Annotated in this window: 26 protein-coding genes and 1 pseudogene; 18 read left to right on the plus strand and 9 right to left on the minus strand. The window is 52.3% G+C overall.

Annotated elements, in window-relative coordinates:
* Positions 1 to 153 precede the first annotated feature (153 nt).
* The 3 genes and pseudogenes from HV352_RS12080 to HV352_RS12090 all read left to right on the plus strand — a co-directional run bounded on the left by HV352_RS12080 (position 154) and on the right by HV352_RS12090 (position 3293).
* Positions 154 to 390, plus strand: a complete 237-nt coding sequence (locus HV352_RS12080; protein WP_181634767.1) for a DUF1656 domain-containing protein — start codon at positions 154 to 156, stop codon at positions 388 to 390.
* A 2-nt stretch (positions 391 to 392) separates the two neighbouring features.
* Complete coding sequence (locus tag HV352_RS12085; protein ID WP_016156431.1) at positions 393 to 1256, plus strand: HlyD family secretion protein; 864 nt, start codon at positions 393 to 395, stop codon at positions 1254 to 1256.
* Positions 1253 to 3293, plus strand: a pseudogene (locus HV352_RS12090) (FUSC family protein). Before HV352_RS12085 ends, HV352_RS12090 begins: the two are co-directional and overlap by 4 nt.
* Here the strand turns inward: HV352_RS12090 and sodC are convergent.
* The 3 genes from sodC to HV352_RS12105 form a co-directional block, all read right to left on the minus strand.
* Complete coding sequence (gene sodC / locus HV352_RS12095) at positions 3269 to 3793, minus strand: superoxide dismutase [Cu-Zn] SodC (RefSeq protein ID WP_016156429.1); 525 nt, start codon at positions 3791 to 3793, stop codon at positions 3269 to 3271. The pseudogene HV352_RS12090 and the gene sodC overlap by 25 nt on opposite strands.
* Positions 3794 to 3874: 81 nt before the next feature.
* On the minus strand, positions 3875 to 4771 hold the full coding sequence (locus HV352_RS12100; RefSeq protein WP_016152993.1) for an aldo/keto reductase family oxidoreductase: 897 nt from the start codon (positions 4769 to 4771) through the stop codon (positions 3875 to 3877).
* Between the two features lie 49 nt (positions 4772 to 4820).
* On the minus strand, positions 4821 to 5060 hold the full coding sequence (locus HV352_RS12105; RefSeq protein WP_016156428.1) for a DUF1289 domain-containing protein: 240 nt from the start codon (positions 5058 to 5060) through the stop codon (positions 4821 to 4823).
* Between the two features lie 101 nt (positions 5061 to 5161).
* Here HV352_RS12105 and HV352_RS12110 point away from each other — a divergent pair, with 101 nt between their 5' ends.
* The 4 genes from HV352_RS12110 to rnt all read left to right on the plus strand — a co-directional run bounded on the left by HV352_RS12110 (position 5162) and on the right by rnt (position 8160).
* Positions 5162 to 5761, plus strand: a complete 600-nt coding sequence (locus HV352_RS12110; RefSeq protein ID WP_016152991.1) for a TetR/AcrR family transcriptional regulator — start codon at positions 5162 to 5164, stop codon at positions 5759 to 5761.
* Between the two features lie 54 nt (positions 5762 to 5815).
* Complete coding sequence (locus tag HV352_RS12115; RefSeq protein WP_003029197.1) at positions 5816 to 6913, plus strand: alkene reductase; 1098 nt, start codon at positions 5816 to 5818, stop codon at positions 6911 to 6913.
* 97 nt (positions 6914 to 7010) lie between these two features.
* Positions 7011 to 7418 carry a lactoylglutathione lyase gene (gene gloA / locus HV352_RS12120; protein ID WP_003029198.1) on the plus strand — a complete coding sequence of 136 codons (408 nt, stop codon included), beginning with the start codon at positions 7011 to 7013 and terminating at the stop codon, positions 7416 to 7418.
* A gap of 94 nt (positions 7419 to 7512) precedes the next feature.
* The gene (gene rnt, locus HV352_RS12125; protein WP_016152990.1) at positions 7513 to 8160 is read left to right on the plus strand and encodes a ribonuclease T; all 648 of its coding nucleotides are present in this window, start codon (positions 7513 to 7515) and stop codon (positions 8158 to 8160) included.
* Positions 8161 to 8214: 54 nt separating this feature from the next.
* Here the strand turns inward: rnt and grxD are convergent, their stop codons facing one another.
* On the minus strand, positions 8215 to 8562 hold the full coding sequence (gene grxD, locus HV352_RS12130; protein WP_003832760.1) for a monothiol glutaredoxin 4: 348 nt from the start codon (positions 8560 to 8562) through the stop codon (positions 8215 to 8217).
* 333 nt (positions 8563 to 8895) lie between these two features.
* Between grxD and HV352_RS12135 the strand changes: the two genes are divergently transcribed.
* Together HV352_RS12135 and sodB are read left to right on the plus strand one after the other, a co-directional pair.
* A complete protein-coding gene (locus HV352_RS12135) occupies positions 8896 to 9726 on the plus strand; it encodes a C40 family peptidase (RefSeq protein WP_019076728.1) in 831 nt (276 codons plus the stop codon).
* 127 nt (positions 9727 to 9853) lie between these two features.
* Entirely contained in the window at positions 9854 to 10435 is a 582-nt protein-coding gene (sodB, locus tag HV352_RS12140; protein ID WP_016152988.1) for a superoxide dismutase [Fe], read from the plus strand.
* A 40-nt stretch (positions 10436 to 10475) separates the two neighbouring features.
* Here the strand turns inward: sodB and HV352_RS12145 are convergent, their stop codons facing one another.
* Positions 10476 to 11645 carry an MFS transporter gene (locus tag HV352_RS12145; RefSeq protein ID WP_181634769.1) on the minus strand — a complete coding sequence of 390 codons (1170 nt, stop codon included), beginning with the start codon at positions 11643 to 11645 and terminating at the stop codon, positions 10476 to 10478.
* Positions 11646 to 11821: 176 nt separating this feature from the next.
* The gene (gene cydH / locus HV352_RS12150; protein ID WP_003029209.1) at positions 11822 to 11911 is read right to left on the minus strand and encodes a cytochrome bd-I accessory subunit CydH; all 90 of its coding nucleotides are present in this window, start codon (positions 11909 to 11911) and stop codon (positions 11822 to 11824) included.
* A gap of 297 nt (positions 11912 to 12208) precedes the next feature.
* Between cydH and purR the strand changes: the two genes are divergently transcribed.
* Positions 12209 to 13234, plus strand: coding sequence for an HTH-type transcriptional repressor PurR (gene purR, locus HV352_RS12155; RefSeq protein WP_003832757.1), 1026 nt, complete (start codon positions 12209 to 12211; stop codon positions 13232 to 13234).
* Here the strand turns inward: purR and punR are convergent.
* Entirely contained in the window at positions 13231 to 14163 is a 933-nt protein-coding gene (gene punR, locus HV352_RS12160) for a DNA-binding transcriptional activator PunR (protein ID WP_019076726.1), read from the minus strand. The two genes, purR and punR, sit on opposite strands and share 4 nt — an antisense overlap.
* Before the next feature lie 113 nt (positions 14164 to 14276).
* Here punR and punC point away from each other — a divergent pair, with 113 nt between their 5' ends.
* Both punC and cfa read left to right on the plus strand, forming a co-directional pair.
* Complete coding sequence (punC, locus tag HV352_RS12165; protein WP_109017346.1) at positions 14277 to 15482, plus strand: purine nucleoside transporter PunC; 1206 nt, start codon at positions 14277 to 14279, stop codon at positions 15480 to 15482.
* A gap of 290 nt (positions 15483 to 15772) precedes the next feature.
* Positions 15773 to 16921 carry a cyclopropane fatty acyl phospholipid synthase gene (gene cfa, locus HV352_RS12170; RefSeq protein ID WP_181598270.1) on the plus strand — a complete coding sequence of 383 codons (1149 nt, stop codon included), beginning with the start codon at positions 15773 to 15775 and terminating at the stop codon, positions 16919 to 16921.
* Positions 16922 to 16962: 41 nt separating this feature from the next.
* On the opposite strand, the gene HV352_RS12175 is transcribed toward cfa, so the two are convergent.
* On the minus strand, positions 16963 to 17610 hold the full coding sequence (locus tag HV352_RS12175) for a riboflavin synthase (protein WP_047417658.1): 648 nt from the start codon (positions 17608 to 17610) through the stop codon (positions 16963 to 16965).
* 217 nt (positions 17611 to 17827) lie between these two features.
* Between HV352_RS12175 and mdtK the strand changes: the two genes are divergently transcribed.
* A complete protein-coding gene (mdtK, locus tag HV352_RS12180) occupies positions 17828 to 19201 on the plus strand; it encodes a multidrug efflux MATE transporter MdtK (RefSeq protein ID WP_181634770.1) in 1374 nt (457 codons plus the stop codon).
* A 38-nt stretch (positions 19202 to 19239) separates the two neighbouring features.
* Here the strand turns inward: mdtK and HV352_RS12185 are convergent, their stop codons facing one another.
* Positions 19240 to 19938 carry an RluA family pseudouridine synthase gene (locus HV352_RS12185; protein WP_016156422.1) on the minus strand — a complete coding sequence of 233 codons (699 nt, stop codon included), beginning with the start codon at positions 19936 to 19938 and terminating at the stop codon, positions 19240 to 19242.
* 133 nt (positions 19939 to 20071) lie between these two features.
* Here HV352_RS12185 and HV352_RS12190 point away from each other — a divergent pair, with 133 nt between their 5' ends.
* The 5 genes from HV352_RS12190 to HV352_RS12210 all read left to right on the plus strand — a co-directional run bounded on the left by HV352_RS12190 (position 20072) and on the right by HV352_RS12210 (position 23611).
* Positions 20072 to 20863: a PhzF family phenazine biosynthesis protein gene (locus tag HV352_RS12190; RefSeq protein ID WP_065554474.1), complete on the plus strand. Its 792-nt coding sequence runs from the start codon at positions 20072 to 20074 to the stop codon at positions 20861 to 20863.
* Positions 20864 to 20899: 36 nt separating this feature from the next.
* Positions 20900 to 21208: a monooxygenase gene (locus HV352_RS12195; RefSeq protein ID WP_016152978.1), complete on the plus strand. Its 309-nt coding sequence runs from the start codon at positions 20900 to 20902 to the stop codon at positions 21206 to 21208.
* Between the two features lie 245 nt (positions 21209 to 21453).
* Positions 21454 to 21849: a RidA family protein gene (locus HV352_RS12200; protein WP_019076721.1), complete on the plus strand. Its 396-nt coding sequence runs from the start codon at positions 21454 to 21456 to the stop codon at positions 21847 to 21849.
* Positions 21850 to 21876: 27 nt separating this feature from the next.
* Positions 21877 to 22845, plus strand: a complete 969-nt coding sequence (locus HV352_RS12205) for a threo-3-hydroxy-L-aspartate ammonia-lyase (RefSeq protein ID WP_016156418.1) — start codon at positions 21877 to 21879, stop codon at positions 22843 to 22845.
* Positions 22846 to 22969: 124 nt separating this feature from the next.
* Positions 22970 to 23611 (plus strand): PAS domain-containing protein, encoded by a 642-nt coding sequence (locus tag HV352_RS12210; protein ID WP_016152975.1) that lies wholly within the window; start codon positions 22970 to 22972, stop codon positions 23609 to 23611.
* The last annotated feature ends 269 nt before the right edge of the window (positions 23612 to 23880 follow it).

The raw sequence follows: 23880 nt of genomic DNA on the forward strand, positions 1-23880 counted from the left end.
AGAATAGTGTGCAGCATTTGTATTCCCAAAACAAATGTATTGCCAAATTTGCTTACCGGCTGACATTTTTTCAGACATTATGCGTTACAGAGACTCATTGTCTCTTTTTTGCTAAACCTATAGCAATGCTCTCTTCCGCCAAGGATTTTGCCCGTGAAGTTTATGTTTAATGCAACAGGATTGCCCCTACAAGATTTAATGATCGGAGCATCTGTCTACTTCCCTCCTGTTTTCAAGGCGTTTGTAGCAGGATTTATTCTCTGGCTGATTGTTCATCGCCTGCTACGCGACTGGATTTACTCCGGCAAAATCTGGCATCCCCTGTTAATGGATCTGTCACTCTTTACGCTTTGCGTATGTCTGGCCTTTGTAATGCTGATTGTGTGGTGATTATGTCGCTTAAAACCATTAAATACTTCTCCACCATTATAGTCGCTGCCATCGCAGTTTTCGCCGGATGGTGGATGTGGAATTACTATATGCAATCGCCCTGGACACGTGATGGCAAAGTGCGTGCTGAGCAGGTCAGCATCACGCCGCAGGTCTCAGGCAGCATTAGCGAACTCAATATAAAAGATAACCAGTTTGTGAACAAAGGCGATGTCCTTTTTATCATCGACAAGACGCCGTTTCACATTGCTGAACTGAATGCGCAAGCGCAGCTGGCGAAGGCACAGTCCGATCTGGCGAAAGCCAATAACGAAGCCAACCGCCGCCGTCATTTATCGCAAAATTACATCTCAGCCGAAGATCTGGATACTGCTAACCTCAACGTGAAAGCCATGCAGGCCAGCGTTGAAGCAGCCGAGGCCAGTCTGCGCCAGGCACAGTGGCAACTGACGCAGACGGTGGTCAAAGCGCCCGTAGCGGGCTGGGTCACCAACCTTTCAACTCGTACTGGAGACTACGCCTCAACCGGTAAGCCCCTGTTTGCCCTTGTCGACAGCCACTCTTTCTATGTGATGGGGTATTTTGAAGAAACCAAGTTGCGCCACATTCGTGAAGGTGCTCCTGCGGTTATCACGCTCTACAGCGGCAACATAAAGTTACAGGGTCACGTATCCAGTATTGGTCGCGCCATCTACGACCAAAGTGTGGAAAGCGATTCCGGCCTGATTCCCGACATCAAACCCAATGTGCCGTGGGTGCGTCTGGCCCAACGCGTTCCGGTCCGCATCGAATTCGACGCTCTGCCGCAGAATGTCACCCTGGTTTCTGGTACGACCTGCAGCGTGTCTATCGGCCAGCGTAAATGAAACTGTCCCACCTGATGCCAGGCCATTGGCCGTGGTTTAAAGCCACGGTAGCGCAGTGGCGTTATGCGTTGCGAAATACCATTGCGATGTGTCTGGCGTTAACATTCGCCTATTACCTGAATCTGGATGAGCCCTACTGGGCGATGACCTCGGCGGCAGTGGTCAGCTTTCCCACCGTCGGCGGGGTTATCAGCAAAAGTCTGGGTCGTGTTGCGGGTAGCTTGCTGGGCGCCACCGCCGCGTTGATTATTGCCGGTCATACCCTCAATGAGCCGTGGTTGTTTTTGCTGAGCATGTCAGTGTGGATCGGTTTTTGTACCTGGGCCTGCGCGCATTTCACCAATAACGTCGCCTATGCCTTTCAACTGGCCGGTTATACGGCGGCGATCATTGCTTTTCCCATGGTCAATACCATAGAGATTACGCAGTTGTGGGATATCGCTCAGGCCCGCGTATGCGAGGTCATCGTCGGTATCCTGTGCGGCGGCATGATGATGATGATCCTCCCCAGCACCTCCGATGGCACCACATTGCTTACCGCGCTGAAAAACATGCATTCGCGTTTACTGGAGCATGCCAGCTTACTCTGGCAACCGGAGACAACGGATGAGATTCGCACAGCTCATGAAGGTGTTATCGGTCAGATTCTGACCATGAACCTGCTGCGTATTCAGGCGTTCTGGAGTCACTACCGTTTTCGCCGTCAAAATGCGTTGCTCAATTCGCTGTTGCATCAGCAGTTACGTATGACCAGCGTGATCTCCAGTCTGCGCAGGATGCTCCTGAACTGGCCCACTCCCCCGGATAATACCCGGGAAATCATCGAACAACTGCTCAGCGAGCTGGTCAAATCCAATACCGACACCTACACCGTCGCGCGTATTATCGCCCCCCTGCGTCCTCTCGATGCGCGCGACTATCGGCACGTCGCCTTCTGGCAACGACTGCGTTATTTTTGTCGGCTGTACTTACGCAGCAGTCATTATCTGCATTTACTGGAAAATGGCGTTACCGCCGAGCGTATTACTATCGCCCGCACGCCAGGACTTGCCCGTCATACCGATAATGCGGAAGCCCTCTGGAGCGGATTGCGTACGTTCTGTACCCTGATGCTTATCGGCGCATGGAGCATTGCCGCGCAATGGGAATCAGGCTCTGGCGCACTAACGCTCGCGGCCATCAGCAGCGTGCTCTATTCCGCCGTAGCCACGCCGTTTAAGTCGCTTTCTTTGCTGATGCGCACATTGGTTCTGCTGTCGCTGTTTAGCTTTGTGGTTAAGTTTGGCCTGATGGTGCAAATCTCTGACCTCTGGCAATTCATTCTGTTTCTCTTCCCGTTGCTCGCTACCATGCAACTCCTGAAGCTGCAAATGCCAGCGCTGGCGGGTCTTTGGGGACAGCTAATCGTGTTTATGGGATCGTTTATCGCGGTGACTAATCCGCCGGTTTATGATTTTGCTGATTTCCTGAATGACAATATGGCGAAAATCACCGGCGTGGCGCTATCGTGGCTGGCATTCGCCATTCTGCGGCCTGGATCGGATGCGCGGAAAGGTCGCCGCCATATTCGCGCCCTGCGCCGGGATTTTGTCGATCAGCTCAGCCGACATCCCTCGCTCAGTGAAAACGAATTTGAGTCGCTGACCTATCACCACGTCAGCCAGCTCAGCAACAGTCAGGATGCCCTGGCGCGACGCTGGCTATTGCGTTGGGGGGTTGTCTTGCTGAACTGCTCGCACGTGGTGTGGCAACTGCGCACCTGGGAGGTGCGTTCAGATCCTCTGGCTCGCGTCAGAGACGTGTGTATATCGCTGCTTCGCGACGTAATGAGTGAGCGCGGCGTTCAGCAACGGCCGCTGAATGCCACGCTGAGTGAGCTACAGCGTATTTGCGACACGCTCGCCCACCATCATCAACCTGCGGCGCAAGAACTGTCGGCGCTTATCTGGCGACTACACTGCTCGCTTTCGCAGCTCGAACAGGCGCCTCCGCCGGGTACGCTAGGCAATTGATTATTTAATAACGCCACAGGCGTAGCGCGCTCCGCCACCGCCAAGCGGTTTTGGTTGATCGGACATATTATCGCCACCGACATGGATCATCAGCGCTTTGCCTTTAACCTCATCGAGCGTTTTCAGCCGCGGCGCAATGACCGGTGTTGTGGCGTTACCGTCGTTATTCACCACCAGCAGCGGCAGGTCGCCCATGTGGCCTGCGCCTTCCGGACCTTCGTGCTTGCCGGTTTGGTGCGGATCATAATGGCCTCCAGCCGATTCCGCGGCTGAGGCTTTTCCTTCTTTAATCGCCGGTTGGCAACTGCCATTCGCATGCACATGGAAGCCATGTTCACCCGGCGGCAGCGCTTTCAGATCGGGCGTAAACTCCAGCCCTTTCCCGGTTTCAGCAATAGTGACCGTACCAATCGCCTGGCCGACGCCTTGCGACGTTACCAGATTCATTGTCACTTTTTCTTCACTGGCAGCCTGCGCACCTGCACAGGCGAGTAGAGTAATAATGGCCAAACTCAAACGCTTCATAAGACCTCCGTCCAAAAGGTGTCTGATTGATAAGTGTAAACCAGTGACACAAATTTGAACGGAGAAGCGTCAAAAACGCGATTACGGTACGTCGTAACCCAGCGCAGCTTTGCGAATACGGAACCACTGCTGGCGAGACATGTTCAATGACTCAGACTCAACGGCGGCGCGTACACGCTCTATCTTCCCTGAGCCAATAATCGGCAGCGGCTGAGACGGCAGACGTAAAATCCAGGCGTACACCACCTGCTCAATGGACTGCGCGTTTAACTCTTCTGCGATTGTGGCAAGTTCATTACGTAATGGCTGGAACGCATCGTCATTAAACAGACGACCACCGCCGAGGCAGGACCAGGCCATCGGACGAATGCGCAGTTGTTGCAGTTGATCTAAAGTACCATCCAGCAGGAGCGGCTGATGTACCGGTGAGATCTCAACCTGGTTAGTCGCCAGCGTGAACGGCAGACGCGATTGCAGCAGTGAGAACTGTGCCGGGGTGAAGTTAGATACGCCAAAGTGACGCACTTTTCCGCTATGGTGCAATTTTTTGAACGCGTCGGCTACGTCGTCCGCATCCATGAGCGGATCGGGACGGTGGATGAGCAGCAAATCAATATGATCGGTCGCCAGTAACTTCAACGATGCTTCCGCACTGGCAATGATATGCGCGCTGTCGGTAATGTAATGACCCAGCGCATTTTCCGTGCGTGCCGTCGTGGCGATCCCGCACTTGGTAACAATCTGCATTTTTTCACGCAGATGCGGAGCCAGCTTCAGTGCCTCACCAAACGCCGCTTCACACTGGTATCCGCCGTAAATATCGGCGTGATCGACGGTGGTAACACCCAGATCCAGATGTTCTTCAATAAAGCTGACTAGCTGGCGCGCGGACATATTCCAGTCCATCAGGCGCCAATACCCCATTACAAAGCGAGAAAATTCCGGACCTTGCGGCGCAATAGTAATACGCTGAACCATAGCAGCTTCCTTATAAGTAAATGTGCATCGAGTATACGCAATTACGCTTTTAAAAGAGTGAAGGTTGTTGCGGTTCTTCCGAAGGGTTGGCTTTGTTTGCTCGTAATTTACGCATCAGGCGCTGACGACAAAGCCGTAGCACTTCCTGCTTTTCGGCATCGCTCATCTTTTGCCAGTTAAAACGCTCATCCCGACTGCGAAAACAGCCGCGGCAAAAACCGCGCTCGTCAGACTGACATATTCCACGGCATGGGCTCTGGACGGGGAAAAACTCCAGCTGTTCGGCCACATCCCCTCCTTTAGTAAGATTGATATACCTATTGAAGACGTTAACTGAATTTCTCGCAAGCGCTATTGCATTAGACCGACTGGTCTATTACACTCCTTTCCATGAACAAAATCACTGAACACGATACACGCGAACATCTGCTGGCGACTGGCGAACTGCTGTGTATGCAGCGCGGCTTCACCGGTATGGGCTTAAGCGAACTACTGAAAACCGCTGAAGTCCCCAAAGGTTCGTTTTATCACTATTTTCGCTCTAAAGAAGCGTTCGGTGTTGCGATGCTGGAACGCCACTATGCGGCCTATCATCAGCGACTGGCTACGCACTTTGATACGGGGGCAGGAAACTATCGCGACCGCATTCTGGCCTACTATCAGGAAACACTGAACCAGTTTAGTCAGCACGGCATTATCAGCGGTTGTTTAACCGTAAAACTGTCCGCCGAAGTGTGCGATCTGTCAGAAGATATGCGCACGGCGATGGATAAAGGCGCGCGGCACATTATTGCGCTGTTAGCGCAGGCGCTGGAGAAAGGTCAGGCAAACCATTGTCTGTCCTTTGTTGGCGAGCCGTTACAGCAGGCGCAGGTATTGTATGCGCTGTGGCTGGGCGCCAACCTGCAGGCCAAGATTTCTCGTAGCGCCACCCCGCTGGAAAATGCGCTGGCGCACGTTAAAACCATCATTACTACGCCTGCCGTTTAACAGGCGTTTTTATTTCTTTTATTACTAGACGACCGGTCTATTCAGGAGTGCCATATGTCATCTGAAAAACTTTTTTCCCCACTGAAAGTGGGTGCTATTACGGCAGCAAACCGCGTATTCATGGCGCCACTGACGCGTCTGCGCAGCATTGAGCCTGGCGACATCCCTACTCCGCTGATGGCCGAGTATTACCGTCAACGCGCCAGCGCGGGTCTTATCATCAGTGAAGCTACACAGATTTCCGCGCAGGCAAAAGGCTATGCGGGGGCACCCGGCTTACACAGCGAAGCGCAAATTGCCGCATGGAAAAAAATCACCGCTGCCGTACATGCGGAGCAAGGTCATATTGCGGTCCAGTTGTGGCATACCGGGCGCATCTCTCACGCCAGTCTGCAGCCCAACGGTCAGGCACCGGTCGCACCTTCCGCGATTAGCGCCGGTACCCGGACCTCGCTTCGTGATGAAAATGGTCTGGCAACGCGTGCGGATACCTCAATGCCGCGTGCGCTGGAAACGGAAGAAATTCCCGGCATCGTTAATGACTTCCGTCAGGCGATTGCCAACGCGCGCGAAGCGGGTTTCGACATGGTTGAACTGCACTCCGCTCACGGCTATCTGCTGCACCAGTTCCTGTCGCCAACGTCTAACCAGCGTACCGATCAATACGGCGGCAGCGTCGAAAATCGTGCACGTCTGGTGCTGGAAGTTGTCGATGCCGGTATTAAAGAATGGGGTGCCGATCGCATCGGTATTCGCGTCTCCCCAATTGGCTCATTCCAGAACGTTGACAACGGCCCGAACGAAGAAGCCGATGCGCTGTATCTGATTGAACAACTGGGCAAGCGCGGAATCGCTTACCTGCATATGTCTGAGCCGGACTGGGCTGGCGGCGAGCCGTATTCCGATGCGTTTCGCGAAAAAGTTCGTGCACGTTTCCACGGTCCGATCATTGGTGCGGGTGCCTACACACCTGAAAAAGCAGAAGCACTGATCGAGAAGGGCCTGATCGACGCCGTTGCTTTTGGTCGCGCCTATATCGCTAACCCGGATCTGGTTGCGCGCCTGCAGCGTAAAGCGGAGCTGAATCCGCAACGTGCCGAAAGCTTCTACGGCGGCGGCGCGGAAGGTTACACCGATTATCCTACCCTCTAACGTCACAAACTACGTTCTGCCATTGATAGCGGCGTAACAACGCCGCTATACTAAAACAACATTTTGAATGTATTAGCCATTTTCGAAGGGGAAAAAGATGCGTTTACTTCATACCATGCTGCGCGTGGGTGACCTGCAGCGTTCCATCGAGTTTTATACCAACGTGCTGGGCATGAAGCTGCTGCGTACCAGCGAAAACCCTGAATACAAATACTCCCTGGCCTTTGTCGGCTACGGCCCTGAAACCAGCGAAGCCGTGATCGAACTGACCTATAACTGGGGTGTCGACAAGTATGAGCTGGGCACTGCCTACGGTCATATCGCCCTGAGCGTAGACAACGCAGCCGAAGCCTGTGAACGTATTCGTCAGAATGGCGGTAACGTCACGCGTGAAGCCGGTCCGGTAAAAGGCGGCACCACCGTAATTGCGTTCGTTGAAGATCCAGACGGTTACAAAATTGAACTGATCGAAGAGAAAGACGCCGGGCGCGGCCTGGGCGACTGACCTCCCCACGGGCGCAGATCGTCTGTGCCCGTAGTTTTATACTCATCATTTTGCCATAATACGCGCTGCAATTTTCCCGTATTAAGAGACCCAGATGTCCGATAACGCTCAACTTTCCGGTCTGTGTGACCGTTTTCGTGGTTTTTATCCTGTCGTCATTGATGTCGAAACCGCAGGGTTCAATGCCAAAACCGATGCGCTGCTTGAGATCGCAGCCATCACACTGAAAATGGATGAACAAGGCTGGCTGATGCCGGACACGACGTTACATTTCCACGTAGAGCCATTTGAAGGCGCGAATTTGCAGCCGGAAGCCCTCGCCTTTAACGGAATTGACCCTAACAATCCGCTACGCGGAGCGGTCAGCGAATATGACGCTCTGCATGCCATCTTTAAAATGGTGCGTAAAGGCATTAAAGACAGCGGCTGCAATCGGGCGATCATGGTGGCGCATAACGCTACGTTCGACCACAGTTTTATGATGGCCGCAGCAGAACGCGCCTCGCTCAAACGTAATCCATTTCATCCGTTCGTCACCTTTGATACTGCGGCCTTAAGCGGCCTGTCTCTGGGGCAAACTGTGTTATCGAAAGCGTGCCTGGCGGCAGGAATGGAATTTGACGGGACTCAGGCGCACTCGGCGCTGTATGACACCGAACGGACGGCCGTGCTGTTTTGCGAAATTGTTAACCGCTGGAAACGTCTCGGCGGCTGGCCTCTTCCCGTACCTGAAGAGGCATAACGGACCGATAAAAAAAGCGACCATCACGAGGTCGCTTTTTTATTTACGCTGATATTATTCAGCGTCCGGCTCTTCGGTTTTGTATTTCGCCGCTGTTTCTTTAATCAGCTGCTGCAACTCACCGCGCTGGTACATTTCGATCAAAATGTCACAGCCGCCAACCAGCTCGCCATCAACCCACAGCTGCGGGAAGGTTGGCCAGTTTGCGTATTTCGGCAGCTCGGCGCGAATATCCGGGTTCTGCAGAATATCAACATAAGCAAAGCGTTCACCACAGGCGGACAGCGCCTGCACAGCCTGAGCGGAGAAACCGCAGCTTGGCAGTTTAGGGGAACCTTTCATGTACAGGAGAATCGGGTTTTCAGCGATCTGGCGCTGGATTTTTTCGATAGTGGTGCTCATTATCTTGCTTCCTTAAACTTCTTTTACGGCAGTAGTCTGACATTGTAGCGGGTCAGACAGGCAACGGAAAATAACATTTTCATTACGCGTTATTATTTTATCCCCTGACGCCAAAAGTTGCATTCACAATCTCATTTATCCCCTTAAAGCCTGTGGATTTGATTATTCGTTCACCAACGCCAACTTTAATTGCTGATTTTTTTTGCGCTCGGTTACGAAACGTAGTTTTAAACAAAAAAGCTATTAACTTTCCCTCTTTCTATAGATTAGAATCATCAAGTTTTGAAAATCACACGCAGGCATGATAGACCTGCCTTACCAGAGGATTGCTCAGTGGCGCGGATAAACCGAATCTCGATCACGCTCTGTGCTTTACTTTTTACTACACTGCCCTTTACGCCCATGGCTCATGCTTCCAAGCAGGCCAGGACGACACCTACCCATTCCCACACCATCAAAACGGTAGATAAAAAGAAAAGCGCAACAACCAGCCAAAAAACAACAAAGACCAGCAAAAAAACGGCGACAAAAACCACCAGCAAAACCAGCACCAAAACCGCTTCCTCTTCTAAACATCGCACTGCCGCTCCGGCAAAGTCGACTAAAACGGCAAACCGTCGTGGTAAAAACACCGCAGCACAAACCGCTGCCGTTACCTGGACTGAAAAATGCACGCCGCGCAAAGGTCATAAGCCGCGCTGTGTAAAAGTGAAAACCACCGCACCAACGACGCTGGCTGACGCGCATAAAGTGAAAGTGCAGAAAGCCACTAAAACCGCCATGTCCACGCTGATGAACCAAATCGGCAAGCCTTATCGCTGGGGCGGCACCTCACCAAGAACCGGGTTTGACTGCAGCGGTCTGGTCTATTACGCCTATAAAGATCTGGTGAAATTCCGCATTCCACGTACAGCGAACGAAATGTATCATCTGCGCGATGCTGCGCCGATTGAACGTGGCGAACTGAAAAATGGCGATCTGGTATTTTTCCGTACCCAGGGGCGTGGAACTGCCGATCACGTTGGCGTTTATGTTGGCAACGGTAAGTTTATTCAGTCACCGCGCAGCGGCCAGGAAATTCAAATCACCTCTCTGAGTGAAGATTACTGGCAGCGCCACTATGTGGGCGCTCGTCGGGTAATGACGCCAAAAACAATTCGTTAAAAACTTACCCTACAGTACCTGCTGTAGGGTAAGTTCTTCTTTTGCATAACCTTTCAATTTGCTACCCTATCCTTACTCACAATGAGGCTATTGTGTGTACTCAATACAAATAATAAGGAGAGAAGCAATGTCGTTTGAATTACCTGCATTACCGTATGCCAAAGATGCTCTGGCACCGCACATTTCTGCCGAAACGCTGGAATATCACTATGGCAAACACCATCAAACTTACGTGACTAATCTGAACAACCTGATTAAAGGCACGGCGTTTGAAGGCAAATCACTGGAAGAGATCGTACGTAGCTCTGAAGGCGGTGTATTCAATAACGCAGCACAGGTATGGAACCACACGTTCTACTGGAACTGCCTGGCACCGAACGCAGGTGGCGAACCTACCGGTAAACTGGCCGAAGCAATTGCCGCCTCCTTTGGCAGCTTTGCGGATTTCAAAGCGCAGTTCACCGATGCCGCTATTAAAAACTTCGGTTCTGGCTGGACCTGGCTGGTAAAAGGAACAGATGGCAAACTGGCTATCGTTTCCACCTCCAATGCAGGTACACCGCTGACCACCGACGCGACGCCGCTGATGACCGTTGACGTATGGGAACACGCCTACTACATCGATTATCGCAATGCCCGTCCTGGCTACCTGGAAAACTTCTGGGCGCTGGTGAACTGGGAATTTGTTGCGAAGAACTTCGCAGCATAAAAAAGATGACGCAGAAGGAGAACCCTTCTGCGTTTTAGCATTAATTCGCGGTAGTGAACGCCTCTTCAGGCTGTTTGCGCGCCGAGATAAAGACCAGCAGCAGCGCAAGTCCTGCCACAATTGCCCCCATCACCGGAACAAAGCTATAGCCCAACCCACCGGAAATCACCGCCCCACCGGCTGCGGCACCCAGAGCATTCCCCAGATTAAACGCGCCAATGTTGACTGACGATGATAATCCAGGCGCTTCGCTGGCAACGCGCATCACGCGCATCTGCAACGGCGGAACGACCGCAAACGTCGCTGCCCCCCAGATGACCATACTGACTGCCGCACCCAGCTCATTACGCGCCAGGAAAGGAATGGCCAGCATAATAATCATCAGCAGCAGTAAAAAGCCTTTCAGCGTACCGTTAACGGAACGGTCAGCCAGTTTGCCACCAAGATAGTTACCGATTGAGAAGCCAACGCCAATCAGCACCAGCATACCGGTCACAAACGCCGGTGTGGCATGGGTAATCGTATGTAACACTGGCGAGATATAGGTATAAAGCGTGAACATCGCCCCGGCTCCCAGAACGGTCGTCAGCAGCGCCGACAGCACCTGCGGACGCATAAGTACCGCCAGTTCGCTACGGACATCCGGGCGCTCTCCCGCCCCACCTTTGGGTAATGAGAAGAACAGGCTGACCATGGCAATGACGCCCAGACCCGCCGTTGCCATAAACGACATACGCCAACCGATGGTTTCACCAAGCCAGGTCGCCGCAGGAACACCGCCGATATTGGCAATGGTCAACCCCATAAACATGGTTGCCACGGCGCTGACCTGCTTATGTTTGGGTACTACGCTTGCAGCGACAACGGAGCCAAGACCAAAAAATGCCCCATGGTTCAGACTGGTCAAAATACGCGATAACATCAGGGTGGTGTAATCCGGCGAAATAGCCGAAAGCACGTTGCCCAGCGTGAAAATCGCCATCAGGAATATCAACGCATTACGTCGCGCACGATGGGACAGCAGTAATGTCATCAGCGGAGCACCCACCATCACCCCAACCGCATACGCGCTGATTAACATTCCGGCCGCGGGAATCGAGACATCCACACCTTTGGCAATGACGGGCAATAATCCCATTGGCGAAAATTCAGTGGTGCCAATACCAAACGCGCCGATCGCCAGCGCCAGTAAAGGATAATTGAGTTTCATATTTCGACTCCGTAACGTCGAGCCGGGGCGCGACATAAAATAAGAGTCAAAAGCATGACATTGATCGCAAAATTAATAAAGTTAACAAAATTGCAAAAGACTTTTGCTTATTCGCAAACAATCGACGGGAAAGGAAAGCGGAAAGGATGAGGGAGAGCGAACTCCCTCGGGGGAAATCAATGCAGCGCTGCGGTCAGGCCACCCGCGACGATCAAACCCAGAACAATAATGGTAGTCACTAACGAAAATTTCAGATCGGTGCTCATCAAGTTTTCTCCTTTTTATTCCCACACAAAAAGTGATATTGCGCATTTTTACACACTTGAAAGCAAAAATCTCTCACGATTTATATTGATAACTGCTTTTAACTCTTCCCCTTTTCGTTAAGATCAGACAAAATTCCACGCTTACTTGATTAGCGTACCGGCCATTGACCCCTTCCTGACGTTCCGTGTCGTTTTCCCGGCGTGCCGCAACCCTTACGTTGCGCTAAGGGTGTGTTAAGGCAAACGTTTACCTGGAGTATTCTCAGGAGCTTAGGATATGGTCTGGAGTGAGATGTAATGGCAACAATTAAAGATGTAGCGAAGCGAGCAAACGTTTCCACTACAACCGTATCACACGTAATTAACAAGACGCGCTTTGTCGCGGAAGAAACGCGTAATGCTGTCTGGGCGGCGATCAAAGAGCTGCACTATTCTCCGAGCGCCGTGGCGCGCAGCCTGAAGGTGAATCACACCAAGTCTATTGGCTTGCTGGCCACCAGCAGCGAAGCGGCCTATTTCGCTGAAATTATCGAAGCCGTTGAGAAAAACTGTTTCCAGAAAGGCTATACCCTGATTCTGGGTAACGCATGGAACAGCCTCGAAAAACAGCAGGCTTATCTGTCAATGATGGCGCAAAAGCGCGTTGATGGTCTGCTGGTGATGTGTTCAGAGTATCCGGAGTCGCTGCTTTCGATGCTCGAAGAGTACCGCCATATTCCGATGGTCGTCATGGACTGGGGCGAAGCTAAAGCCGACTTTACCGATACGGTCATTGATAACGCCTTCGAAGGCGGTTACATGGCGGGTCGGTATCTGGTAGAACGCGGTCATCGTGAGATTGGCGTGATCCCAGGCCCAATGGAGCGTAATACCGGAGCCGGGCGTCTGGCAGGCTTTATGAAAGCGATGGAAGAAGCGCTGATTAAAGTTCCTGAAAACTGGATTGTGCAGGGCGATTTTGAGCCTGAATCGGGCTATCGCGCCATGCAGCAAATTCTGTCACAGTCGCATCGTCCGACCGCCGTCTTCTGCGGTGGCGATATCATGGCGATGGGTGCGCTGTGCGCCGCTGACGAGATGGGACTGCGCGTACCGCAGGATGTTTCGCTCATCGGTTACGACAACGTGCGCAATGCCCGCTTCTTCACGCCGGCTCTGACGACCATTCACCAGCCTAAAGATTCACTGGGGGAAACGGCCTTCAACATGCTGTTAGACCGTATCGTGAATAAACGTGAAGAGTCGCAGTCTATCGAGGTTCATCCGCGCCTGGTAGAACGCCGCTCCGTTGCCGACGGCCCGTTCCGCGATTACCGTCGTTAAGACTGTTGTGCGGGAGCCTCATCGGGCTCCCGCAACCATTCCTTATTCAGCGTTTCACTATCCCCTAAATAGTCCAGCAGCCAGCTCAATGCCGGCGACGTATCGTTCTGTTGCCATGTCAGGCAGCATGCGGCATCAGGAAATGGATTCTCCAGCTGTAGCGCGACCCATTTGCCGCTATCGATCCACGGTTTGGCAAAATGCGTCGGTACCATACCCACGCACAAACCTGCCGATAAACAGGTCGCAGAAGATTCCCAGTCAGGCACCACGACGCGCTTTTGGTTATCCAGCAGCCAGGTAATACGCTTAGGAAGCGTCCGCGACGTGTCTTCACGCACCAGCGACGGCCAGTTGCGCAACGTGTCGTCGCTTAGCGGTCCGGGCATTGACGCCAACGGATGATGGCTTGCCACCACGCAGCTCCAGCTCAGCATTCCCATGTCGCGGAAGGTATAGCGCCCCCCCACCGGAATCGCCTGCGTGGCGCCGATTGCCAGCTCAACGCGCCCATCGGACAGCGCATCCCAGACACCGTTAAACACCTCCTGGAAAACCAGCAGTTCCACATCATCAAAATGACGATAGAAATCCACGATCATCTGTCGGGTACGATCCGGGCGGACAATGTTATCTACCGCGATCGCCAACTGCCCGCGCCAGCCATTGGCAATTTGCTGACATTGCTGGCGGGTGATCTGCATTTTTTTGATAACAGAGCGGCCTTCCTTGAGAAACCATGCACCGGCAGGCGTCAATTCCACGTCCCGATGGCGTCGCTCAAAAAGCGGCACCGCCAGCCACTCTTCCAGTTGACGCACGGTGTAGCTTACCGCCGAGGGTACGCGGTGCAACTCCTGCGCGGCCGAACTAAAGCTACCGTTACGCGCAACCGCATCCACAACTTCAAGTGAATATTCCGACCACATGTTCTGCCTACAAAAAATTTGAAATCAGTAAGCAAATATTAGCGTTTCACAGCAAGAATTACACTCACTACACTCAGCGGCATTGTACTACTGCTAAAAAAAGAGAAATGATGATGCAACCTGGGAAAGGATTTTTAGTCTGGCTGGCGGGTCTTAGCGTACTCGGCTTTCTGGCAACGGATATGTATCTGCCCGCCTTTGCCGCAATTCAGTCCGATCTGCAGACGCCTGCATCTGCCGTCAGCGCCAGCCTTAGCTTATTCTTAGCGGGTTTTGCCGTCGCGCAACTTCTGTGGGGGCCGCTCTCTGACCATTATGGTCGCAAGCCTGTTTTGCTACTGGGTTTATCCATCTTCGCGCTGGGCAGTCTGGGCATGCTGTGGGTTGAAAATGCCACCGGTCTGCTGGTACTGCGCTTTGTTCAGGCCGTTGGCGTTTGTGCGGCATCGGTTATCTGGCAGGCGCTGGTCACCGATTATTATCCTTCACAAAAAGTAAACCGCATCTTTGCCACCATTATGCCATTGGTCGGGTTATCCCCGGCATTAGCGCCGTTATTAGGCAGTTGGATCCTCGTACATTTTTCCTGGCAGGCCATTTTCGCCACCCTGTTTGCCATTACCCTGATCCTGATGCTTCCGGCTCTGCGCTTAAAACCAACAGCTAAAGCACGCGACGACAGCCAGGATAAACTGACTTTCGCTACCCTGTTGCGCTCAAAAGTTTACCGCGGAAACGTGCTGATTTATGCCGCCTGCTCCGCGAGCTTCTTCGCGTGGCTGACAGGTTCCCCGTTCATCCTCAGCGAAATGGGCTACAGTCCGGCGGTGATTGGCCTGAGCTATGTTCCACAAACCATCGCTTTCTTAATTGGTGGTTACGGCTGCCGCGCTGCGCTGCAAAAATGGCAGGGCCGTCAGTTGCTGCCCTGGTTACTCATTCTGTATGCCTTTAGCGTAGTGGCCACCTGGGCAACCGGCTTTGTTCACCATGTTGCGCTGGCTGAAATCCTCATCCCATTCTGCGTTATGGCGATTGCCAATGGAGCAATCTACCCAATTGTTGTGGCTCAGGCGTTACGTCCTTTCCCACAAGCTACGGGACGCGCAGCGGCATTGCAGAACACACTGCAACTGGGTTTATGCTTCCTGGCAAGCCTTGTGGTTTCCTGGTTGATCGCCACCCCGCTGCTCACCACCACCAGCGTGATGCTGACAACGGTGCTGCTGGCGGCCGCGGGTTACAAAATGCAGTCGCAGAAGGCTAACGCCCCGCACACAGATGATCGGGCGCAAATTGCCCACGGTGAGTCTCACTAGTAATCACCCTTGATAATTGATTAGCCTGCTAATATTTATTGGTTGAATCGTCAAAAATTCAGGCCTATACTGATTTCCGGTTGTTAAAAAAACGATAATTGTTATGTTTTAACGGGGACAAGAACGTTCCCGTTTTCCCATGGATGGTCTTTTCGGCAAGGGTTCCTCCCTTCCTCTGTTCTACGTCGGATTATAGATTTGCGGATTAATTCCGTGAGAGTTCTCACAAAGCCCAAAAAAGCGTCTACGCTATTTTAAGGTTCTGATCACCGACCAGTGATGGAGAAGCTATGAGTTCATCGTGTATAGAAGACGTCAGCGTACCGGATGATGACTGGTACCGCATCACCAATGAATTATTGAGCCGTGCAGGTATTACCATTAATGGTCCGGCACCGGCAGATATTCGCGTAACGAACCCCGATTTTTTCAAACGCGTATTGCAGGAAGGATCGTTAGGGTTGGGCGAAAGTTATATGGATGGCTGGTGGGATTGCGACCGGCTGGACATGTTTTTTTGTAAAGTCCTGCGCGCCGGTCTTGAAAACCAACTCCCCCGCCACTTTAAAGATACGCTCCGTATCGCCACGGCTCGCCTGTTCAATTTACAGACCAAAAAACGTGCGTGGGTCGTCGGCAAAGAACACTACGATTTGGGCAACGATCTCTTTACCCGCATGCTGGACCCTTATATGCAGTATTCCTGCGCCTACTGGAAAGATGCCGATACCCTGGAATCTGCCCAACAGGCGAAGCTAAAAATGATTGCCGAAAAACTGCAGTTGAAGCCAGGCATGCGGGTGCTCGATATTGGCTGCGGCTGGGGCGGCTTATCCCAGTTTATGGCGTCACAATATGGCGTTAGCGTGGTGGGCGTGACCGTTTCGGCAGAACAGCAGAAAATGGCGCAGGCGCGTTGTGCGGGGCTGGATGTCACAATTTTGCTGCAGGATTATCGCGACCTTAACGACAAATTTGATCGCATTGTCTCCGTCGGCATGTTTGAGCATGTGGGGCCGAAGAACTACGCGACTTATTTTGAGGTGGTTGATCGTAATTTAAAACCCGACGGCCTCTTTTTGCTGCATAGCATCGGTTCCAAAAAGACCGACAATAACGTTGATCCGTGGATCAATAAATATATCTTCCCGAACGGCTGTTTACCGTCAGTTCGCCAGATTGCCAACGCCAGCGAGCCGCATTTTGTGATGGAAGACTGGCATAATTTTGGCGCGGATTACGATACAACGTTGATGGCATGGCACGAGCGTTTCATGAGATCCTGGCCTGAAATCGCCGATAACTATACCGAACGCTTTAAACGGATGTTCAGCTATTACCTGAACGCCTGCGCCGGTGCGTTTCGTGCTCGCGACATTCAGCTGTGGCAGGTGGTTTTTTCCCGCGGCGTTGAACACGGCCTGCGCGTTCCCCGCTAATCGTTATCACCCCCGTGCCAACGGGGGTTTTACACTCTGGCTTAGGCTCCCGCCTCACCCGTTACGTTACTGATGGCGTTTTCACGCGCCGCCAGTACGCGCTCAACGGTATCAACCACCGCCTGGGTTTGAGGATCGATTTCGATATTGACCCGCGCGCCTAACTTTTTCTTACCCAGCGTCGTACGTTCCAGCGTTTCCGGGATCAAATGCACACAGAAACGCGTCGGTGTCACCTCGCCGACCGTCAGACTGATGCCATCAATTCCGATAAATCCTTTGTACAAGATGTATTTCATCAGCGACGGGTCCTGAACTTTAAACCACACCTGGCGGTTGTTCTCCGAGGTCAGAATTTTCGACACTTCGGCGGTCGTCATAATATGGCCCGACATTAAATGTCCGCCAATTTCATCACTGAATTTTGCCGCTCGCTCAACGTTGACCAAATCCCCAACCTTCAGGTCACCCAGATTGGTGATACGCAGCGTTTCTTTCATCAGATCAAAGCTTATCTGGTTACCGTTGATTTCGGTTACCGTCAGGCAGCACCCATTGTGGGCAACCGATGCGCCGGTCTCCAGCGCATCCAACATATATTCAGGTAACTCCACAACATGCGTACGAAAATTTGGTTTTTCATCAATGGACACCAATTTCGCGGTGCCCTGCACAATACCCGTAAACATACTTCTAACTCCTGAACTGAATTAAGACATCTCTGCACAGCACAATAGCAGGTGGAAATTCAGGTTGCCAGCGATGCGCCGCTACTGCCTGTTTTTTCACTGGAGAATTACGTATTCCTCGCTACAATAGACTGAAATTTCCCCTGCTTTTTCTCCTTGCTGCCATATAAGGCGGCTTTTTTAGTCTCTCAAATAACAACAATATAGTGGTGTACACGTGCAAAAGTATGTAAGTGAAGCGCGTCAGTTATTAGCTCTGGCAATTCCGGTGATTCTTGCGCAAATCGCTCAAACCGCAATGGGATTCGTTGATACCGTCATGGCGGGCGGATACAGCGCCACGGACATGGCGGCCGTCGCCATTGGCACATCTATTTGGTTGCCGGCCATTTTGTTTGGTCACGGACTGCTGCTGGCCTTGACGCCAGTGATTGCGCAACTCAATGGTTCCGGGCGCCGCGATCGTATTGCCCATCAAATACGCCAGGGTTTCTGGCTGGCGGGCAGCGTCTCCATTCTGATTATGATCGTGCTCTGGAACGCGGGATACATTATTCGCTCCATGCATAACATCGACCCGGCGCTGGCAGATAAAGCCGTCGGCTACCTGCGCGCGTTGCTGTGGGGCGCGCCGGGGTATTTGTTCTTCCAGGTAGCCCGTAACCAGTGTGAAGGTCTGGCCAAAACCAAACCGGCGATGGTGATGGGATTTCTCGGCCTGCTGGTGAACATTCCTGTTAACTATGTTTTCATTTATGGGCATTTTGGCATGCCGGAGCTAGGCGGTGTGGGCTGCGGCGTGGCAACAGCGGCGGTTTACTGGGTGATGTTTATCGCCATGCTGTCATACGTTAAACGCGCACGCTCGATGCGTGATATCCGTAATGAGCGTGGTTTCCAGAAACCGGACACCGCCGTAATGAAGCGCCTGGTACAGCTGGGTTTACCTATCGCGCTGGCGTTATTTTTCGAAGTGACGCTGTTTGCTGTGGTGGCGCTGCTGGTTTCCCCGCTGGGGATTGTCGACGTGGCCGGACACCAGATCGCGCTCAACTTCAGCTCGTTAATGTTCGTCCTGCCGATGTCTCTGGCTGCAGCCGTCACCATTCGAGTCGGTTATCGTCTGGGCCAGGGTTCCACGCTGGATGCGCAAACCGCAGCCAGAACAGGTCTGGGCGTCGGCGTCTGCATGGCGGTTATGACGGCGATTTTCACCGTGACATTCCGTGAGCACATTGCCCTGCTCTACAACAATAACCCGGAAGTTGTCGCTCTGGCAGCGCAGCTCATGTTACTGGCCGCGGTGTATCAAATATCGGACTCTATCCAGGTTATTGGCAGCGGTATCCTACGTGGTTATAAAGATACGCGTTCCATTTTCTTTATTACCTTTACGGCATACTGGGTACTGGGTCTGCCGAGCGGTTATATTCTGGCGCTGACCGATCTGGTGGTTGACCGGATGGGACCGGCAGGATTCTGGATGGGCTTTATTATCGGCCTGACCTCTGCGGCAGTGTTGATGATGCTGCGGATGCGTTTTCTGCAGCGCCAGCCGTCAGCGGTTATTTTACAACGCGCCGCACGATAATCCCCAAATAGCCGCCATCTGGCGGCTTTTTTATATCCTCAAAACGGGCTGGCGTTTTGGGCCGTCATCCATTCCTGACTGACCGGATGCCTGAAATGCAGTTCACTGGCATGCAGCATCAGTCTCGACGTCCGTTCGGTGCCTGGCAGCAGACGCCCACCATATAAATCGCACCCCAAAATGGGATGCCCCAACTGCTGACAGTGGATCCGCAACTGGTGGGTACGCCCGGTTTCAGGCGTCAGCCTTACCCGCGTCAAAGCGAGTAATGTCCCATCTTGCTGGCGATGATGAAAACGCTCAATAACCTGATAGCGCGAGCGCGCGGGTTTACCGTTAATGGCGCAAATCGACATCAGTGGAAACAGCGCCGGGTCTTTAGCAATCGCTGCGTCTATAACGCCTTCATCGTTTTTCAGATGCCCGCACAACAACGCACTATACACCTTGCTTACCGCGCGCTGACTGAACTGCTGGCAAAGCGCGGCGTTGATAGCCTTGTTACGGGCAATCACCATCAGCCCTGACGTCCCAAAATCAAGCCGATGTACCAGCGTACAGCCGGGGTAAATCTGTACCAGCCGGTGATGTACCGAATCGAGATTCTGCGGATTTTTCCCCGACAAACTAAGCAGTCCGGTGGGTTTATTGATAAGCACCAGATGCTCGTCCTGATAGAGGATCGCTATCTCCTCATGACAAGGCGGGGCAATAAAGGTATCAAGGATCGTAGACATGAGCGGCCAGGATGAAGTGTGGAAACGGATGATAGCGAATTTTTACCACGCAGGCGAATCAGGGCGCTTAACCAATGACAATCATTGCATGATAGAGTGTGGGATATCCTGAGTGCGATGAGAGGGTTACACCGTGCAACAAATCGATTTCTACATGGTAGATGCCTTTACCACTACGACGTTTGGCGGTAATGCCGCAGCAGTATGCCCGCTCGATGATTGGTTGCCCGATGAAATATTATTAAAAATGTCGCAGCAGCATAACCAGTCGGAAACCGCTTTTTTTGTCGCCAATGAGAATGGCTTCGAGCTGCGTTGGTTTACCACGCAAGGCGAAATTAATCTGTGTGGGCACGCCACGCTTGCCGCCGCACATGTCATCTTTGAACATCTGGATTTCCCGGAAGCGACCATCCATTTTGCCACCCGTTTTGTGGGGCCACTGACGGTCACGCGCAGCGGTGATTGGCTGACGCTTGATTTTCCTGCCTGGCAAAGCGAACCTGCCGAACCGCCCGCCTTACTGCTGGAAACATTGGGCATCACCGAATATAAAGAAGTGCGCGTCGCGCGCGATTACATGGTCGTGATGGAGAATCAACAGCAGGTTGAGGCTGTGCGCCCGAATATCCACGCCATGATTCCCCTCGGGAAAATGGTATGTATCACCGCGCCGGGTGACGGGGAATACGATTTCGTCAGCCGTTTCTTCTGCCCGGGTGAAGCGGTCGCGGAAGACCCGGTCACCGGTTCGACGCATAGCATGCTGATTCCTTACTGGGCTGCAAAACTGAATAAAACGCAGATGCTGGCGCGCCAGGTCTCTGAACGCGGTGGCGATTTACGCTGCCAGCTGACAGGAACGCGTGTTTATATTGGTGGACAAGCAGTAACTTATCTGACGGGTAAAGTGCTGTTACGCTAGCAGCCTTACCCAAATTAACCAATCCATGGAGGATTTATGGCGAACAAACTCGTGCAGATACACTTTGATTTTCCTGGTCCGTTTGGCGCTGAGATGTCACATCAACTTGTTGAACTGGCCGAATCCATCAACCAGGAGCCGGGTTTCATCTGGAAAATCTGGACCGAGAACGCAGCAAACCACGAAGCGGGTGGCATCTACCTGTTTCAGGATGAAGACAGCGCTCTGGCCTATATCAAAAAACACACAGCCCGCCTGAAGCACCTGGGTGTGGAAGACGTGACGTGCAAAATCTTCGATATCAATGAACCGTTAAGTAAGATTAACCACGGCCATATCGGCTAATTTTTGGCTTTAACGCCCCGCCCCGGGGCGCTTCTTCACTCCCCTGCTTTACCCTCATCAAAAGCGTTCCCCCTCTTTCACCGCGCCAGGATAGCTATATAACGTGGGTCACGTTTGCCATAGTTCACAAAATCATCATCTGTGAAAACTATCACTAGCCGAACGCGGTTTGAAAGCGTATAAAATAATACAAACAGTATTATTTTATACAAAATGAATTACCACTAACTACAGGAGATTCTCTTATGTCCGTGGACATTACATTGAACTCATCTGCAGGAGGTTTTCCGCCTGCAGGTCATTACTCACACAGTACAACGGCTGGCGGATTCGTCTTCATTTCTGGTCAGTTGCCGGTCACAAGTGATGGCGAAAAAAAAACCGAGGCCTCTTTTGAAGAGCAGACGCGGCTGGTACTGCAGAATATTGATGCCTGCCTGGCTGGCGCTGGGGTTTCTCGACAGCACCTGGTGTCAGTACGCGTCTATGTAACAGATATCAACCAATGGCCAACGTTTAACAAAATCTATGGGGAGTGGATCGGTGATTTCCGGCCCTCCCGCGCGGTAGCGGGCGTTGCAGAACTTCATTATGGTTTCGCGCTGGAAGTTGAAGCTATAGCCCTGGCCCCACAAGCATGACGTTTAACGACATACAGGTGAACAACAATGACTGAGATGACACTGCCTGATTATAACGATGTTGCCGCCGCGGCAGAGCGCATCGCCGACTATGCCAACAAAACGCCGGTGATGACCTCCCGAACGGTTAATGACGAATTTGGTGCTGAAGTTTTCTTCAAGTGCGAAAACTTCCAGAGAATGGGCGCGTTTAAATTTCGCGGAGCCATGAATGCGTTACGCCAGTTCACGCCAGAACAACGCGCTGCGGGCGTCGTCACCTTTTCGTCCGGCAACCATGCGCAGGCCATTGCCCTGTCGGCAAAATTGTTGGGGATCCCGGCGACGATTATCATGCCGCATGATGCCCCGGCGGCTAAAGTTGCAGCCACAAAAGGCTATGGTGGAAATGTGGTGATTTACGATCGCTATACCGAAGATCGTGAAAAAATCGGACGGGAGCTGGCAGAGAAACAAGGATTGACGCTGATCCCGCCATACGACCATCCGCACGTGATTGCGGGCCAGGGTACCGCCACAAAAGAGCTGATTGAAGAAGTGGGTCAGCTAGACGTTCTTTTCGTGTGTCTGGGCGGTGGCGGCCTGCTTTCGGGCTCCTCACTGGCAGCCAGACATCTGTCACCTGACTGCATCATCTATGGTGTCGAGCCGGAGGCAGGAAACGATGGTCAACAATCGTTTCGCAGCGGAAAGATTGTTCATATCGATACGCCGAAAACCATTGCTGACGGTGCTCAGACCCAACATCTCGGGAATATTACGTTTCCGATTATCCAGCGAAATGTGCACGATATTCTGACTGTCTCAGACGATGAATTAGTCGCCTCGATGAAATTTATCGCTGAGCGAATGAAAATTGTCGTGGAGCCGACTGGCTGTCTGGGTTTTGCCGCCGCCAGAGCGCGCAAAGCTGAACTTCGCGGCAAAAAAATCGGCATTATCATCAGCGGCGGGAACGTGGATATCAGCCGCTACAGTGAATTCCTTGCCGGGTAATCAAGAAGGTATCTGCCATGCGGATACCTTATTACCGTCTGAACACTCGCGTCTGGAAAAGCGAACCCTGCTCACTGTAAACTGCCCGCAATCATGGCAACAGGCATCACCGCAGGAGACTGGCATGCCAAAAACCGATAACAACTCACTTCTCAGCCAAATTGACACTATCGCCAGGGGCTTGAGCGAGACCTTCTCTCCGTTTTGCGAAGTGGTGGTTCATGATCTCAAAAATCCTGAACATGCCATTTTATCCATCCATAATAACCTGTCCGGGCGAGAACCCGGTCAACCGGCAACAGAACTGGGTCTGGCGCGAATCGCATCGCCTGAATTTCCCAGCATTATTGCCAACTACAGCAACCAGTTTGCCGATGGCCGCCCGGTGAAAAGTACCTCCATCGGCATCAAGGATGACGAAGGCAAATACGTAGCAGCACTCTGTCTGAACGTGGATATGACGCTGTTTCGTGGCATGCAGAGTGCTCTTGCGCGTTTTACTGAAACCGCTGACTCTCCCATTAAGGAACATATCGATCCCGGCAGTAACGAAGTCATCCGCCAGCGTATCGATGACTTTGCCGCTAAATGCGCAACGACGGCCCGCGCCCTGAAACCTGAAGACCGTAAACGACTGATTCAACAATTACGCAAAGACGGTTTGCTGAACGTACGAAAATCTATGGACACAGTGGCGCAGCATCTGGGCGTCTCCAGAGCAACCGCGTATCTGTATGCCCGCCAGTCGGCTCAGGCTGGCGAATAAACCCGGTTATGCGGCGCTCAGCAAGGTATATCCGCCTGGCTCATGCAGCAAGCCAGCGCGGCATATTCCCCCAATCGCGGTGCATCCAGCCATTGATAAGTTCATTAAGTTGCTGACGATCCTGTAGGTGATTTTGCATATTTTGAATTCCTGATAATTGACTATTTTTGAACGTCTGCTACGCCTGTGTAATCTAGTCCCGGGAATAGGCAAAAGTTCGATTTATTCAACAAGGTTACCTGCCGATAAAACAACGATTCCCTGTCGCT

The organism is Citrobacter sp. RHBSTW-01044 (genome assembly GCF_013781945.1).
In the GTDB taxonomy this organism is placed as follows: domain Bacteria; phylum Pseudomonadota; class Gammaproteobacteria; order Enterobacterales; family Enterobacteriaceae; genus Citrobacter; species Citrobacter braakii.

Bases quoted from the DNA above. Each gene is read 5' to 3' on its own strand.
- HV352_RS12210 (WP_016152975.1), top strand. From the start codon at position 22,970: ATGCCAAAAACCGATAACAACTCACTTCTCAGCCAAATTGACACTATC.
- HV352_RS12100 (WP_016152993.1), bottom strand. From the start codon at position 4,771: ATGGTTCAGCGTATTACTATTGCGCCGCAAGGTCCGGAATTTTCTCGC.
- HV352_RS12200 (WP_019076721.1), top strand. From the start codon at position 21,454: ATGTCCGTGGACATTACATTGAACTCATCTGCAGGAGGTTTTCCGCCT.
- sodB (WP_016152988.1), top strand. From the start codon at position 9,854: ATGTCGTTTGAATTACCTGCATTACCGTATGCCAAAGATGCTCTGGCA.
- punR (WP_019076726.1), bottom strand. From the start codon at position 14,163: ATGTGGTCGGAATATTCACTTGAAGTTGTGGATGCGGTTGCGCGTAAC.
- grxD (WP_003832760.1), bottom strand. From the start codon at position 8,562: ATGAGCACCACTATCGAAAAAATCCAGCGCCAGATCGCTGAAAACCCG.
- cydH (WP_003029209.1), bottom strand. From the start codon at position 11,911: ATGAGCACCGATCTGAAATTTTCGTTAGTGACTACCATTATTGTTCTG.
- HV352_RS12110 (WP_016152991.1), top strand. From the start codon at position 5,162: ATGAACAAAATCACTGAACACGATACACGCGAACATCTGCTGGCGACT.
- rnt (WP_016152990.1), top strand. From the start codon at position 7,513: ATGTCCGATAACGCTCAACTTTCCGGTCTGTGTGACCGTTTTCGTGGT.
- HV352_RS12085 (WP_016156431.1), top strand. From the start codon at position 393: ATGTCGCTTAAAACCATTAAATACTTCTCCACCATTATAGTCGCTGCC.
- gloA (WP_003029198.1), top strand. From the start codon at position 7,011: ATGCGTTTACTTCATACCATGCTGCGCGTGGGTGACCTGCAGCGTTCC.
- HV352_RS12115 (WP_003029197.1), top strand. From the start codon at position 5,816: ATGTCATCTGAAAAACTTTTTTCCCCACTGAAAGTGGGTGCTATTACG.
- purR (WP_003832757.1), top strand. From the start codon at position 12,209: ATGGCAACAATTAAAGATGTAGCGAAGCGAGCAAACGTTTCCACTACA.
- HV352_RS12145 (WP_181634769.1), bottom strand. From the start codon at position 11,645: ATGAAACTCAATTATCCTTTACTGGCGCTGGCGATCGGCGCGTTTGGT.
- HV352_RS12195 (WP_016152978.1), top strand. From the start codon at position 20,900: ATGGCGAACAAACTCGTGCAGATACACTTTGATTTTCCTGGTCCGTTT.
- sodC (WP_016156429.1), bottom strand. From the start codon at position 3,793: ATGAAGCGTTTGAGTTTGGCCATTATTACTCTACTCGCCTGTGCAGGT.
- HV352_RS12205 (WP_016156418.1), top strand. From the start codon at position 21,877: ATGACTGAGATGACACTGCCTGATTATAACGATGTTGCCGCCGCGGCA.
- HV352_RS12185 (WP_016156422.1), bottom strand. From the start codon at position 19,938: ATGTCTACGATCCTTGATACCTTTATTGCCCCGCCTTGTCATGAGGAG.
- punC (WP_109017346.1), top strand. From the start codon at position 14,277: ATGCAACCTGGGAAAGGATTTTTAGTCTGGCTGGCGGGTCTTAGCGTA.
- cfa (WP_181598270.1), top strand. From the start codon at position 15,773: ATGAGTTCATCGTGTATAGAAGACGTCAGCGTACCGGATGATGACTGG.
- HV352_RS12175 (WP_047417658.1), bottom strand. From the start codon at position 17,610: ATGTTTACGGGTATTGTGCAGGGCACCGCGAAATTGGTGTCCATTGAT.